This window comes from Candidatus Limnocylindrales bacterium (assembly GCA_035571835.1).
Classification (GTDB): domain Bacteria; phylum Desulfobacterota; class Binatia; order UBA1149; family CAITLU01; genus DATNBU01.
In genome coordinates, this window is sequence record DATNBU010000039.1 from 319,300 (window position 1) to 333,185 (window position 13,886).

At 65.9% G+C, this 13,886-nt stretch carries 11 protein-coding genes; 7 read left to right on the forward strand and 4 right to left on the reverse strand.

The features are described from left to right. The first annotated feature begins 85 nt into the window (after nt 1–85). Nucleotides 86–1,411, forward strand: a complete 1,326-nt coding sequence (locus VN634_18425) for a PAS domain S-box protein (protein HXC52868.1) — start codon at nt 86–88, stop codon at nt 1,409–1,411. A gap of 7 nt (nt 1,412–1,418) precedes the next feature. On the opposite strand, the gene VN634_18430 is transcribed toward VN634_18425, so the two are convergent. Beyond that, a complete protein-coding gene (locus VN634_18430) occupies nt 1,419–2,483 on the reverse strand; it encodes a DUF2156 domain-containing protein (protein ID HXC52869.1) in 1,065 nt (354 codons plus the stop codon). 65 nt (nt 2,484–2,548) lie between these two features. Between VN634_18430 and VN634_18435 the strand changes: the two genes are divergently transcribed. The 4 genes from VN634_18435 (at nt 2,549) to VN634_18450 (ending at nt 6,084) form a co-directional block, all read left to right on the forward strand. Further along, complete coding sequence (locus VN634_18435; GenBank protein HXC52870.1) at nt 2,549–3,493, forward strand: LLM class flavin-dependent oxidoreductase; 945 nt, start codon at nt 2,549–2,551, stop codon at nt 3,491–3,493. Nucleotides 3,494–3,598: 105 nt separating this feature from the next. Further along, nucleotides 3,599–4,624, forward strand: coding sequence for a DCC1-like thiol-disulfide oxidoreductase family protein (locus tag VN634_18440; protein HXC52871.1), 1,026 nt, complete (start codon nt 3,599–3,601; stop codon nt 4,622–4,624). A gap of 152 nt (nt 4,625–4,776) precedes the next feature. Beyond that, nucleotides 4,777–5,415, forward strand: coding sequence for a hypothetical protein (locus VN634_18445; protein HXC52872.1), 639 nt, complete (start codon nt 4,777–4,779; stop codon nt 5,413–5,415). 36 nt (nt 5,416–5,451) lie between these two features. Next, the gene (locus tag VN634_18450) at nt 5,452–6,084 is read left to right on the forward strand and encodes an alpha-ketoglutarate-dependent dioxygenase AlkB (GenBank protein ID HXC52873.1); all 633 of its coding nucleotides are present in this window, start codon (nt 5,452–5,454) and stop codon (nt 6,082–6,084) included. A gap of 53 nt (nt 6,085–6,137) precedes the next feature. On the opposite strand, the gene VN634_18455 is transcribed toward VN634_18450, so the two are convergent. Then, nucleotides 6,138–6,929, reverse strand: a complete 792-nt coding sequence (locus VN634_18455; GenBank protein HXC52874.1) for an SDR family NAD(P)-dependent oxidoreductase — start codon at nt 6,927–6,929, stop codon at nt 6,138–6,140. A 187-nt stretch (nt 6,930–7,116) separates the two neighbouring features. After that, nucleotides 7,117–8,634 carry a hypothetical protein gene (locus tag VN634_18460; GenBank protein HXC52875.1) on the reverse strand — a complete coding sequence of 506 codons (1,518 nt, stop codon included), beginning with the start codon at nt 8,632–8,634 and terminating at the stop codon, nt 7,117–7,119. Nucleotides 8,635–8,811: 177 nt separating this feature from the next. Between VN634_18460 and VN634_18465 the strand changes: the two genes are divergently transcribed. Beyond that, the gene (locus tag VN634_18465; GenBank protein ID HXC52876.1) at nt 8,812–9,549 is read left to right on the forward strand and encodes an SDR family NAD(P)-dependent oxidoreductase; all 738 of its coding nucleotides are present in this window, start codon (nt 8,812–8,814) and stop codon (nt 9,547–9,549) included. A gap of 131 nt (nt 9,550–9,680) precedes the next feature. Continuing rightward, nucleotides 9,681–11,150 carry an NAD(P)/FAD-dependent oxidoreductase gene (locus VN634_18470; protein ID HXC52877.1) on the forward strand — a complete coding sequence of 490 codons (1,470 nt, stop codon included), beginning with the start codon at nt 9,681–9,683 and terminating at the stop codon, nt 11,148–11,150. Here VN634_18470 and VN634_18475 read toward each other — a convergent pair. Continuing rightward, nucleotides 11,117–13,804, reverse strand: coding sequence for a hypothetical protein (locus tag VN634_18475; GenBank protein ID HXC52878.1), 2,688 nt, complete (start codon nt 13,802–13,804; stop codon nt 11,117–11,119). The two genes, VN634_18470 and VN634_18475, sit on opposite strands and share 34 nt — an antisense overlap. Between the last annotated feature and the right edge of the window lie 82 nt (nt 13,805–13,886).

The following is a 13,886-nucleotide window of genomic DNA, read 5'->3' on the forward strand; positions in this document are numbered from 1 at the left end:
ACGGTAAGGAAGAGGTAACGCAGCACGGCAAGGGGGAACACACGCGCTCCGGGACGCAGTGCGCCGGAGCACGAGGAGGCTCTCGATGGTCGAACGCCGCATCGAAGAACTGAGGCAGAATTTCGCCAACCTGTCGGACCCTTGCGGAGCTCTGGCCTGTCTCGTCGAAGTCGCGCCGTGTGCGATCGCCCTTTACGATGCCGGCGGCCAGTGCGCGGGCGCCAACGCGGCGTATCGCGAGCTGTTCGGCCGCGAGCCCGAACCGGCGCGCGAGCTTTCCGAGGACGACGTGCTGGGCAAGAGCGGCGTGCTTTTCTGGCTCCGTCGCGCGTTTTCCGGCGAGACCATCGCAACCCCGACCTTCTGGTACGAACACCAGAGCCTGCCGCATCCCGAAGCGCGTCGGCGCATCGCACTTTCCGCACGGGCGTTTCCGATGCGCGACGCCGAAGGCGAGATCGAGCTGGTCGCGATCGCATTCCGCGACGAGACCGATGCGATGCTGCTGGCAGATCGTCGCCGCCTCGACGCCGATGAGCCGCGGCACTGGCTCGAAGAGGTGCGGCGCGCCGATTTCGAGCGCCGGACCAACGAGGAACAGTTCCGTGCAGTGTTCGAGCACTCGGCCGATGGCGTCATGCTGACCGACGATGCCGGCCGTGTGCTCGACATCAACCCGTCGGGTTGCCGGATCCTCGGCCGGCGCCTGCAGGACGTCGTCGGGTCGCGGTACTGGGACCATATCGGAGACACCGCCGACTCGCGCGAGCTCCGCGAGAAACTGATCCGTGACGGCGCCGGGACGGCGGAGGTCTGCCTGCGGCGCGCCGACGGCGAGCTTCGCGAGCTCGAGCTGCGCTCGGTCGCCAATTTCCTGCCGCACCGGCACTTGACGACGTTCCTCGACGTCACCGAACGCAACTCGAGGCATCGCCGCATCGCGCGCCGTGAATCGCACCTGGCCGAATCCCAGCGCATCGCGCAGGTCGGAAGCTGGGAGGCCGAGCTCGACGACAGCAACGCCGACCTGGAGACGTGCCTGCTGCTCTGCTCGGAGGAATGCCTGCGCATCTTCGGCGTGAATCCGGACTCGGTAATGACGCTCGCAAAGTCGCTGGCTCTCGTCCATCCGGACGACCATACGGGCGTCGTCGCGGCGCTCCGGCATTCGATCGACACGCACGGCGCGTACTCGAGCGAGCACCGGATCATCCAGCCCGATGGAACGATCCGCAGGGTACGCGCGCGCGCCGAGATCATCGCCGAGGAGCCCGACGAGTTTCCCGTGCGCATGGTCGGTACCCTGCAGGACATCACCGACCGCGCGCGGCGCAGGCCGAAGGCGATCGGCACGCGCTGGGCGGCCCGCAAGCAGGCGGCCTCGCACGCGACGACGTCGGTTCCCGGGTAAAAGACCTTCAACGACCGGCGAGCGTGCGGGCCTCTTCGGCGATCGCCCATGCGAGAGCCTTGCATGTCATCGCGAACGGGCGGCCGCCGGTGAAGGCGCCGGCGATCGCGAGCAGGACCTCGGGCGAGAAACGTGCGCGATCGGTCACCGCGTAGAGCGGTTCCCAGTTCTCGGGTCTCAGCTTGGATTTGAACGCGTCGAGGCCCTCGAAGTTGTAGAAGCGCCGGCCGTGCGCGCGCAGCCATCCGAACAGCAGCCGCAGCCACATCGCGGTGTCGACTTCGCCGTCGTGCGTGTGCCGCGACAACGGCGCGAGGCCGAGCGTGACGTATGCGGCGTGTCTGCCGGCAAGCGATCGCATCGCCGCATCGACGAGCAGCTCGCTGGTGCCGTTGACCGCGCCTTCGCCGCGAATGATCTGCTCGATCAGCCACCCGTTTCGCCGCGGCACCGGCGAAGCAATGAGGAAGCCGACGACCGACCCGTTGCGTTCGGCCACGAACAAGCGGCGATCTTCGAGTGCGCCGAGGGTGTCGGGCTCGACGAGGAAGTGCATGGTCGGCGCCCGCCGCGTACGCAGCCATTCGGCGAGGCAGCGCTGCAGCCCGTCGTGCCGACCGGCGGTGTCGGCAGATCCGGTCCATTCGCGAACCGAGACGCCCTTGTTGCGCGCACGGCGGAACTGGGCGCGAAGCGACGGATGCTCGTCCACCGCCGCGGCCCATGCCGCCGGATTCCAGACTGGCTGCGCGCCGAGCCCGACCATCGAATGCGACGGAGAAGCCCACAGGCGTGTGGCAAAGCGCGACTGCACGCCGAAATAGCAGACGCGCAGCTGCCTCTGCCGAATGTCGATCTCGAGCTCGCGGGTGACGGGATCGAGGCGCTCCTCGCTGCAGACCGGCGCGCCGGCGACGACCAGGAACCGGCCGTGCCGAACGTAGCCGGCGACCGCGTCGCCGTCCCGTGAAAACCAGTGCCGGAATCCCGGATTGAGGATCTGGTACGCGTTCGCACCCCACCCATGCGCCAGCACGAGCGCGCGGGCTGCCTCGAAATCCGCCTCCGCCATCTCCCGCCATTGGATCTGTTCACGAGCTTCGTGCAAATCCTCGCTGCGCAATCGTGAGGTGAGAGATGATCAAGTTCGGAGTGACGCTTCCGCAGATCAAGAAGTCCTGGGCTGATACGAAGGCTGCTGCCGCCGAGATCGACTCGGCCGGCTTCGACAGCGCGTGGGTGTGCGACCATCTCTACGGCGTACCGATGCCGAACATCCCGATTCTCGAAGCGTACAGCCTGCTCGCCGCGGTTGCCGCGGTGACCTCCAGAGTCCAGCTCGGCGCGCTGGTCACGCCGCCGTTTTTCCGCAATCCGGCCGTCCTCGCCAAGCAGATCGCCACCATCGCCGAGATCGCCGGTGACGGTCGCGTGATCGCCGGGCTCGGCTCGGGATGGTTTGCGTCCGAGTTCGAAGGCTACGGTTGCGACTTTCCGGAGGTCGGGACGCGCCTCGCCGCTCTCGACGACACCTGCGAGATCCTGCGACGCATGTGGACCGAAGAGCAGCCGAGCTGGCGCGGCAAGATCTATCGCATCGAAGACGTCTATTGCGAGCCGCGGCCGGCGGTGCGGCCGCGCATCCTGATCGGAGGCGGCGGAGAAAAGGTCCTGCTCAAGCTGGCGGCGCGCCACGCCGACATCTGGAACAACCTTGCCGTCAACCAGAGAGAATTCGCGCGCAAGCTCGACGTGCTCCACGGACACTGCGACCGCGAAGGCCGCGACCCGGCGGAGATCGAGATCTCGCAGCAATGCCTCGTCGTCATCATGCCGACGCAGGAGGAGGCCGAAGTGGCGATCGGCAAGGCCGAGAAAGTCTATGGCGGACACATGGGCGCCGGGCTGCGCGAGCACGGAATCTGGGGATCGCCGGACGTCGTCATCGAGAAGCTCGAAGCCTTCGCGGCCAACGGCTGCCATCACTTCGTCATGGAGATGTTCGGGCGCGACGTGCGCGAGCCGGCGGCGCTGTTCGCTTCGAAGGTGCTGCCGCATTTCCAGAGCCGGCGGGCGGCCTAGCGGCGGCGCTCCGGCGAGCGAGCTCGGACGGCCGCACGTTCCCGCGGCGCGCGTGCGGCTTCGCTACGGAACCGGAGACGCGTAGCATCGCAGCGTGGCTCGGCGATGAACTGGAAAGAAGCCTGGACCGGCGGACAGTACAGCGCGATCCGAATCGCTGCCGCCGGCACGATCGCGATCGCGATGGCCGTCTCGATTTTCTCCGGGGACGAGATCGATTTCGTGCCCGCAGTGCTGGCCGCCACGTCGCTGGCGGTTGCGGCGGGAATCGATGTCGGCGGGCGCACGCTCGCCGCGATCCTCGCGAGCGCGGTTGCGATCTACGGCGGCAGTCTCGGATCGGCCGCATCCCAGTTCGCATCGCTGTGGCTTTCGGCGCACGTGCTGATGCCCCGCAAGCCGTACGGAAGCCTCGGCGCGCTCGGCAGGCGCGACCCGGGGGGCGGCTGGAAAGTACCGTCGTGGTATCCGTATTTCTGCGTGCTGCTGTTCGTCGGAGCGCGCTCGCTCGCCGCGGCGCACGCCGTGATGGACGGGCACGAAATTCTGGCCGGCTGTTTCCTGTTCGTCGCCGCGCTGTTCCTGTTTCCGACTGCCGCCCTGGTCGCCTGGTTGTTTTCGCTCGGGCTCGGGATCGCGCTCGCGGTCACGGGGCATGGAAGCTTCAGCGCAGCGTGGCTCCTTCATCTGCTGACATTCCAGCCGGCATGGATTCCGCCGCGCCGCACGGGCGCGCCGGACACGGTGTTCTACGACGGCACGTGCGCGCTCTGCCACGGCGCCGTGCGCTTCGTGCTCGCCGAGGACGTCGGCGCGCGGCTGCGAATCTCTCCGCTCGGCAGTGCGCTCTTCCTGTCGCTGGTCCCTGCAGCCGAACGAGAGCGTCTGCCGGACAGCGTCATCGTCGTCCGCGGACGTCAGATCTTCGCGCGCAGCGCGGCGGCCATCGAGATTCTCGACACGCTCGGCGGAGTCTGGTGGGTCATTGCGCTGGTGATGCGGATGTTCCCGGCGGGATTCCGCGACGCGACGTACGACGCGATTGCGTCGCGCCGCTACCGCTGGTTCGGACGCCGCAGCGAGGCATGCCCCCTGATGCCGCCGGAGCTGCGCGGGCGCATCGAGGCCTGACGGCCCCAGCGGGGATTCCTCGGTCGCCACCGTCTTTCGATACGGGCAGAAATCGCCCATCGTGAGTACCGAGTCCGGGACGTTCCCGGGTCAAGCGATGCGGGTTACCCGATTGTGTTTCACCCGGGACGCATCGAAACGCACGGGACCAGATGGACGCGCTGTACAAATACATGAGCACCGCGAGCCTCGACGAATTGCTCGACGGCGGGCGCATTCGAATCGGCACCCTCGATGAGTATCGCGACACGTGCAGCCACTCCGACGAAGTCGCCGACCGAAAGGAAGGCAGCCGCCGCATCGTCGTCGACGTGTCCCCCGGCGCAAACCCGCGCGCGGAGGCCGAGCGCGTCGTTCGCGACCACCGCCTCGACGAGAATGACAACTCGGACGTGCGTGTCGAAAATCACCGCGACAGCGTCGTCGTCGAAGCGCGCTCGCCGAACCTTTACCTTTTTTCTGCGTCGCTGCGCTGCGATCGTGACCTGATGTCCACGCTCGGTTACGACGCGTGCGTAAAAATCGCGTCACCGGAGAAATTCTTCCGCTCGCTTACCGGTGCGATGAGCGGCGTGCGCAGCTTCCTCGGATTCCGCGAGGTCATCTATGAAGACCCGCATTGTCCAAAGGCGCGCGCGGCCGGGGTGCATCCCGCGTTTTTCAAACGGGCCGACTATTCGCACCAGGCCGAAGTGCGCGCGCTCTGGGAACCCGACGCGCCGCGGATCGAACCCGTCATCGTTTCGTGCCCGGAGGCAGCCGGATTATGCGAGCTGTGCCTTTCCCGATAGTGCCGGGGTGTGAGGCCAGCTCCTGAGAGGATGGTCGTGGCAGATCAGACCGAGCTGTTCACCGCCGCAAGCCTGCGGCGCGAGGAATCGACGGAACGACTGCCGGAAGGCTTCGAGTATCGCCCCGAATTCATCAGCGCGGCCGAGGAATCCGAGCTCGTCGGCCTCATCCGCGAGCTCCCGCTGCAGGAAGCACAGTACCGGCAGTTTACCGCGCGGCGACGAATCGTCAGTTTTGGAGGCAGCTACGATTTCCTACACCATGAGCTGCTGCCGGCCGGCCCGCTTCCGGAATTTCTGCTGCCGATCCGGGCGAGGATCAGTGCGTGGACGTCGATTCCCGCCGAGGCCTACACACACGCTCTCGTTGCGGAATACCAGATCGGCACGCCGCTCGGCTGGCATCGCGACGTTCCGGACTTCGAAGCGATTGCAGGACTGTCGCTGGCCGGATCGGCACGCATGCGGCTCCGCCCGTATCCGCCGGCCAAAGGCCGCCGCGATCTGACGATCCGCCTCGATCTCGAGCCGCGCTCGGCATACGCGATTGTCGGCGTCGCGCGGTGGCGCTGGCAGCACGCGATCTCGCCGACCAAAGAGCTTCGCTATTCGATCACGTTCCGCACGCGCCGCAGCGGGACCGCTGCGGCTTCAGGAGCCGACCGCTGAGGGCGACGGAACGGCCTCTACCACGCCGTTCCGCCGTCCGCTTTGCTGCGGCTTCAGTGCTTCCGCGCCGTTCCCGGCTCGGCTTTCTTGCGGTGCTGCTCGGCAAGAATGCCCGCCGGCGTGACGTTTGCGATCGTGGTCTCGAGCTTGTTCTTCCACCCGGCAACGACATCGCCTTCGCCGTTGAGCATGGCCTCGAACCCGACGCGCGCGACATCGGCCGGATCGTCTTTTTCCTTGGTGCCGACATAGGTGTCGAGCATGTCGGCGCGCTCGAAGAAGTTGGTTTCCGTCTCGCCCGGCATCAGGCACGTGACGGTGATCTCGGTGTCCTTGAGCTCGTTGCGCAGTGCGAACGAGAACGAATTCAGGAACGCCTTGGTGCCGTTGTAAACGGCCTGAAAAGATCCCGGCAGGTAACCAGCGATCGAGCCGGTAATCAGGATGCGGCCGCAGTTGCGCTTCAGCATTGCGCGCCCGACCTTCTGAATGAGGTAGATCGTGCCCGTGATGTTGGTGTCGATCACGTGACGGACCTTCTGAAAATCCTGCTCGAGGAATGCGTGCCCGAGGCCGTGGCCCGCGTTGGCGAGCAGCGCATCCACGTCGCGGCCGGACGCACGCGCACAGAGCTGGTCGACGCCTTCGAGCGTCGCCAGGTCGGCCTGCACCGAATCGACGGCACCGCCATATTCGCGCAACGATCGGGCGGCCTCGTGAATCTCGGGTTCGTCGGCGGCAATCAGAAGATCATAGCCGCCCTTGGCACAGCATTTCGCGAGCTCGAAGCCGATCCCGCTCGAGGCTCCGGTCACGATTGCGAACTGTCGCGTGGATGCACTCATATGGACCTCCTCGTCGTCCTTGTCGTCAACGTTCTTGTCGTCATCGTTGTTCCAACGTGACGCGAGGAATGCGCAGCCATTCGACGGGCGCCTGCAAAACGGTGCACGTGGGGCCTGAAACGGCTGGACGCAACGCCCGCCCTGGTGCGCGCGTTTTCCGACGTCCCCATGTCTGGGGGCGCCGGCGTTACAGGACGCGCAGGAACGCCACCAGGTCTGCTTTCTCGACGTCGGTCAGGTTGTCGCCGAGCACGAGGTTGAAGAACTCGACGGTGTCTTCGAGCGTGAGCAGGCGGTCGTCGTGCAGATACGGCGGGGACTCCTTGATGCCGCGCAGCGGGAACGTCTTGATCGGGCCGTCGGCGGCAGCGGCGACTCCGTTGATCATCTGGCCCTTGTAGAAGCGCTCGACCTGCAGATTGTGCATCAGGTTGTCGGTGTAATACGGCGGGATGTGGCATGTCGCGCACTGGCCCTTGCCGAAGAACACCGCCTGTCCGCGTTTTTCACTGTCGGTCGCGCGGCTCTCGTCGAGCTTTCCGAATACGTTTAGCTTGGGCGCCGGCGGGAAATCCAGAAGCTCCTGGAACTCGCCCATGTCGTGCACCTGGCTGCCGCGGTCCAGAAAGTTCACGCCCTTCTTCATCGCGATGACCGGGTCCCCGTCGAAGTACGCCGCGCGCTGTTCGAACTCCGTGAAATCCTCGACCGTCTTCAGCGCGCGCTGTGATCCGAACAGGCGCTGCACGTTCACGCCGCGCAACGACGGCGTATCGATGCGGTGGCGGAAATGCTGCGGCCGGGCGTCGCCCGCCAGATGCGTCGCAGCGTTGGTATGTCCATTGGCATGGCAGTCGAAGCACGCGACGCCTTCGTGCGGCTGTACCGACTTGCGATCACTCGTAAGATTGAACTGCTGCTGTGCGAACGGCGAAACCAGCAGCCGCAGCCCATCGAGCTGTTTCGGATTCAGGATGCCGCTGAACAACTCGTAGAAGTTGTGATTCGTGACGAGCTTGCCCTGCGACACATCTCCGAGATCCGGCCGCATCGTCAGATACATCGCCGGCGGAAACTCCGGCAGGAAGTGCGCAGGAATGTCGAAATCGAGATCGAAGCGCGTCAGGTCGCGGCCGGTCTGGCGCTTGACCTCGTCGATCTCCTGCTTCGGGAACACCATGCCTCCCTCGCCGTGATTCGGGTGCGACAGCGGCAGGAACCCGGCGGGAAACGCCCCCTTGGTGCGGATGTCTTCGGCCGTCATGGATGCGAGCTGCTGCCACGTCGTTCCCGCCGCGAGCTTGACGCGGATTCCGGTCTGGATGGGTTTGCCGCGCGACATCGTCACGTCCGGCGCCGGCTTGTCAGACAGGTCGTAGCGACCCTGAAGCAGCGTCATCTGCCGCTGCATGACCGACGGCTTGTCGCCGCTCATGCGTTTTACGAGCGCATCGAAGTTCTCTTCCTTCGAGACAGGCTGGAAGCTGCTTTCACCGCGCAGCGCTATTCCGGCTGCTCCGAGCTCCTGCCGGATGCGACTGCTTTCACTTCGGTCCTGTCGGGGAAGCTGCGGATCACCGCTGCCGCTGGAAACACCGGCAGCGGCTTTTTGCCCTTCTTCGTCCTGCCCGTACGCAGGAAACCCCGCGAGCACCGACGCGGTGAGAACGAAAGACACGGCAAGGACGAAGCTGCGTTGCGCCATGACGGGTTGCTCCTTGATCGAGGCGCTCCGATGCGCCTGGGAAGTGTGGTGGCCAGTCTGACGCGTCGGCGTGCGGGCTGTCCAGAAGTTTCGTCGCGCGTGCCGCGGCGACGTTCCATCCGCGCAAAACCGGCATCGGCAGCGAACATTCACAGGCCGCGGAAGTCTTGGTGAACCATGAAGAACCTCGCAAAAAAGATCGTCGTCGTGACCGGCGCATCTGGTGGTCTCGGTCGCGAGACGGCTGTGCAGTTCGCAGCGCTCGGTTGCCGCGTCGTGGTTGCGGCGCGCCGCCGCGAGAGTCTCGAGGAAACGGCGCAGATGTGCCGCAGCGCCGGTGGGGAGGCCCTGGTGCACGTCGCGGACGTCACCAGCGAGGCCGACATCGAAGCGCTGGTGGCCGCCACGATCGCCAGGTGGGGACGGATCGACGTGTGGGTAAATAATGCCGGTGTGACTCTGTTCGCACTTCTTGAACAGGGGCCGTTCGAAATGCACCGGCGCGTCATCGAAACCAATCTGTACGGGCCGATGTACGCGGCGCGCGCCGTCGTTCCGCGCTTTCGCCGCCAGCGAAGCGGCGTCATGATCAACGTCGGGTCGATCCTCAGCAAGGTGGGGCAGCCGGCTGTGCCGTCTTACGTGATCAGCAAGTTTGCCCTTCGCGGCCTTTCCGAAGCGCTTCGCATGGAGATCGCCGACGATCCCGACATTCACGTCTGCACGATCCTCCCGTACGCGATCGATACGCCGCATTTCCAATCGGGGGCCAATGAGCTGGGAGTCGCGGCGTTCGCAATGCCGCCGCTGCAGAAGCCCGAGAAGGTCGCGCGTGAAATCGTAAAGCTCGCCGCCAATCCCCAGCGCGAATGTCACGTGCCGCGAATCGCGACGCTGGGCCTCGCCGTACGCTAGCACGCTCGGGTTTGCCGCGTGGGCCGTCGCCGATCTTCTGTGGATGCAGGCGCGCACCGTCTGGAAATGGACGAGCCCCTGGATTGCCCACCGGCCCGAGCGGGCGCAGACCGCCACGGAATGAGGCTTCGATGAGCGTGGACGCAGCGATCGTCGGCTCGGGCCCGAACGGCCTCGCGGCCGCGATTGCGCTTTCGGGCGCCGGCCTCGAAGTCGAGGTCCTGGAGCAGCACGACACTGCGGGCGGCGGCATGCGCACGATGCCGCTGACGCTGCCGGGATTTCATCACGACGTGTGCTCGTCCGTGCATCCGCTCGCAATCGCATCTCCGTTTTTTCGCACGCTGCCGCTCGAAAGCTACGGCCTGTCGTGGATCGAGCCGCCGGCGCCGGTGGTTCACGTGCTGGCCGACGGCAGGGCCGTTGCGCTCGAACGATCCGTAAACGAGACCGCTCGCGCGCTCGGAAGCGACCGCGATTCCTACGTCGCGACGTTCGATCCGTTCGTGCGACGTTTCGACGAATTGATGGAGATGATTCTCGGGCCGCTTCGCACGCCGTCGTCGCCACTGCTGCTCGCGGGCTTTGGCCTGGCCGGTCTCGGTTCGGCCAATGGGCTGCTCGAGCGTCGTTTCGCAACGGCCGAGGCGCGCGCGCTGCTGGCGGGAATTGCCGCGCATGCGATGCTGCCGCTCGACAGCCTCGCAACGGCATCGTTCGCGCTGGTCCTCGCGATTTCGGCGCACGCGGTCGGCTGGCCGATCGCACGCGGCGGTTCCGGCGCGATCGCGGAAGCGCTCGCGTCGCATCTTCGTGCGCTCGGCGGCCGCATCGTTACCGGTCGAAACATCGCGCACGTTGCCGATCTGCCCGCGGCACGCGCGTACGTCTTCGATGTGACGCCGCGCCAGCTGCTGTCGATTGCACGCAGCGAGCTGCCGGCGTCGTACTGTCGCAGGCTCGAGCGCTATCGGTATGGCCCCGGTGTCTGCAAGATGGACTGGGCGCTCCGGCAGCCGATTCCGTGGCGGGACGCCGGGTGCGCGCGCTCGGCCACCGTCCACCTTCTGGGAACCTGGCAAGACGTCGCACGCGCCGAGGCGGCCGTGCAGAATGGAACCGTCGCCGAGCATCCGTTTGTGATCCTCGTGCAGCCGACGCTTTTCGACACCAGCCGCGCGCCCGACGGGATGCACATCGCGTGGGCGTACTGTCACGTTCCCAACGGCTCGACCATGGACGCATCAGCGATGATCGAAGAGCAGGTCGAGCGCGCCGCGCCCGGCTTCCGCGACGTGATCCTCGCGCGCTCGGTACGGACGGCTCCGGAGATGGAGCGCTACAATCCGAACTACGTGGGTGGCGACATCAACGGAGGCGCCGCCGACCTTGCGCAGCTCTTCTTCCGGCCGGTCGCGCGCGTCGATCCGTACTCGACGCCGAATCCGCGCATTTTTCTGTGCTCGTCGTCGACGCCGCCGGGCGGCGGCGTGCACGGGATGTGCGGCTTCTGGGCCGCGCAGAGCGTGTTGAGACGCCTCCGCGATGCCCGTAAGGAACGGCCGGCTCAGCAGGCCGGACAAACGAGCGTGACCGGCTGACCGACGCTGAACTTGAGAATGAACAACGCATCCTGCGACGTGACTGCACCGGAGCTGTTGGTATCGCAGACGCACAGCGCGCACGTAGCGGTGCCGACGGCGACTTTCAGCGCGAGCAGCGCATCGGTAGCGGTGACGGCATCGTTGAGCGTCGCGTCGCCGCACAGCGGAGCCGGCTCGACCACCTCCGCGCACGACGAGAATTCCGAAGTATCGCCAGACTCAAGGTCGGTCGCGGTGGCGGTAATCTGCTCGCCCGGCTGTACGACGACCGGAAGACTGATCGAGAAATCCTCGTCGTCGCCGGAAAGCTCGAAGTCGGCCGCGCCGAGAAACACCGCGCCTTCTCCGTTTCCGGACGCGTCGCAGGTCGCATTCTTGAAGACGCGGATCACGTAATCCCGGTGGTCGACCTGCGCCGGCACGTCGAGCGTACCGTCGATGTCGAGAGTGGCCGAGATGGCCGTAAGCGACGTGAGCACCGGGAAGTTCTGCAGGAAATTGCCACCAGCTACATCCGCGTCGTCGGTGTCATTCGGGGTGACGCCGGCGCCGAGATCGGTCTCGAGCAGCTCGATGCCGAGCTCGCCGTTGTCGTGGATGCTGTTTGCGAGGATCGCGATGCCGAACGCATCGCTGGCAACCTCGACTCCGTTTGCGCCGTTGCCGGAAATCACGTTTGCGAAACCCGGCTTGTCGCCTCCGATCACGATCTGGCTGCCGGAAGCGGCAATTCCGGAAAGGGTGTTGGCGAGCGGGGTCAGGCCCGATGCGTCGGCTCCGATGATGTTGTTGACGATCACGGTTGCGGAGCCGGCGTCATCGATCCCCGAAAGGTCGTTGCCGGAGATGAGATTGCGATGCCCCACGGATGGTCCGCCGATGTGGGTGCGGGCCGAGTCCAGCTCGTCGATGCCGCTGGTCATGTTCTCGATGCCGTTCGCCTTGTTGCCAAGGTCGACGTGCCCGGTGGCATCCGTTCCGATGAAACTGCCGAGCAGCTCGAGGGCCGCGTCCTCGTGGACGAGAATTCCGCTCCCCGGAGCGCTGTGAACCGCAAGACCCTGGATGACTGCCCGCGTACCGGAAACCGTGAGCGCTGCGCCTTCGTCCAGCCCGGATCCGTCGATGGCGATGCGAATGGCCGCGTTGGTTCCGTCGGCAAGCGTGTTGGGTGCCGATCCGGCCTGCGTGTACCCGTCGAGGATGACCGGCGCGGTGATCGAAAGACCGGTGAGCGGCTTGATCGTGTGCACGCCGGTTCCGGCAATGATGAAGACGATCGTGTTCGGATCGGGCTGGCTGTTGGCCTGCTCGATTGCAGCGCGCAAGGATCCGGCCCCGCTGTCGCTGGTATTGAGGACCACGAGCTCTGCGCCGCCGATTTCGGCTTCGATCGCGCGCGAGAATTCGCTGGTTTCCAGCAACTCGAGATCCTGGACCGTGGATGTGACGAAGAACGGCGTCGTCACTTCGGTTCCCAGCTCGACGAGGGCCGTGAACGCGGCAAGCTCTTTGCCGTCGGGAATGACAACTACTGCGGTACCGAGGAAGCGCTCGCCTTCGCCGAATCCGCTCGCATCCGGCACGGCGTTCGAGAAGAACTCCACCTGGTACTCGCCGGGCGGGGCTTCGAGGAAACCCTGAACGCGAAGCCTGGTGCCGTTGATCCGTGCCGACGTCAGCTCCGGATAGTTCAGCAGGTCGTTCGGACCGGCGTCGGCGTCGCCGGTATCGTTTGGCGTAACGCCGTCGGCGCCGAGATCGATGCCGAGCGCGCCGTTGCCGTAGATGCGGTTGCGCTCGATGCGGTTGCGGCGGCCGCTGCCCGCGGCCAGCACGATGCCTTCCTCCAGATTTCCGGCGATGATGTTGGCTGCATTCTCGGCATCACCACCGATCACGGCTTCCTTCGAGTTCGTAGTCTCGAAGCGGATCCCTGTTCCATTCGGGATCGTGGGCGCACCGGTCTTGTCGGTACCGATCAGGTTGTTCTGTACGACCGACTGCGGGCCGATGAGCCGGATGCCGGCCCCGTCATTGCCCGAGATGAGGTTGCGATCCTCGGGCGACGGAGTGCCGATGATCGCCGTGCCTTCCACGACGATTCCGTCCGCGTGCGTCGAATCGCTGAATCCGGTCGGAGTGGTTCCGATGAAGCATCCGCGGATCGCAACGCCGGCCGCGTGCTCGGTGATGAGAATCGCACTCCCGGTTGCCTTGACGTTGTTGATGACGATCCCGCGAATCGTCGTCTGGCCGCCGCTCACCGTCAGCACGGCGTCGCCGGTTTTCGCGGTCGCGCCGTCGAGCCGGATACGCAGCACGGCGTTGGTCGAGTCGCCGGTTGCAGTGTTGACGCTCGACGTCGGCTGCGTGTAGCCGTCGATGGTGACGGTCTTCGTGATGGTCGGCAGGCTTCCGCCGATCGTCAGCACGCCGATGCCCGGGATGTTGAATTCGATGGTGTCCGGAGCCGGGGTCGCGTTGGCGTCGAGAATTGCCTGGCGAAGCGAGCCGGCGCCGTTGGTGCTGGTGCTGGTGACGACGAACGTCTCGGCTTCGGCACGCCTGCCGGCGAGAACCGTCAGCGAGGCGAGGCAGGACAGGCCGGCAAGGATCACACGGGCGAGCGGGCTTCTTGAAGTGGACACCACAATCTCCAGTTCCGCCGCGGTTGCGGAAAGCTGCGGCCTGTCAGGCCGAGGCCGATCGTGAAAGGTGTAGGACGCGGGC

Excerpts from the sequence above, each read along its gene's own strand:
- VN634_18435 (HXC52870.1), top strand. The coding sequence starts at position 2,549 with ATGATCAAGTTCGGAGTGACGCTTCCGCAGATCAAGAAGTCCTGGGCT.
- VN634_18465 (HXC52876.1), top strand. The coding sequence starts at position 8,812 with ATGAAGAACCTCGCAAAAAAGATCGTCGTCGTGACCGGCGCATCTGGT.
- VN634_18445 (HXC52872.1), top strand. The coding sequence starts at position 4,777 with ATGGACGCGCTGTACAAATACATGAGCACCGCGAGCCTCGACGAATTG.
- VN634_18430 (HXC52869.1), bottom strand. The coding sequence starts at position 2,483 with ATGGCGGAGGCGGATTTCGAGGCAGCCCGCGCGCTCGTGCTGGCGCAT.
- VN634_18440 (HXC52871.1), top strand. The coding sequence starts at position 3,599 with ATGAACTGGAAAGAAGCCTGGACCGGCGGACAGTACAGCGCGATCCGA.
- VN634_18470 (HXC52877.1), top strand. The coding sequence starts at position 9,681 with ATGAGCGTGGACGCAGCGATCGTCGGCTCGGGCCCGAACGGCCTCGCG.
- VN634_18425 (HXC52868.1), top strand. The coding sequence starts at position 86 with ATGGTCGAACGCCGCATCGAAGAACTGAGGCAGAATTTCGCCAACCTG.
- VN634_18460 (HXC52875.1), bottom strand. The coding sequence starts at position 8,634 with ATGGCGCAACGCAGCTTCGTCCTTGCCGTGTCTTTCGTTCTCACCGCG.
- VN634_18455 (HXC52874.1), bottom strand. The coding sequence starts at position 6,929 with ATGAGTGCATCCACGCGACAGTTCGCAATCGTGACCGGAGCCTCGAGC.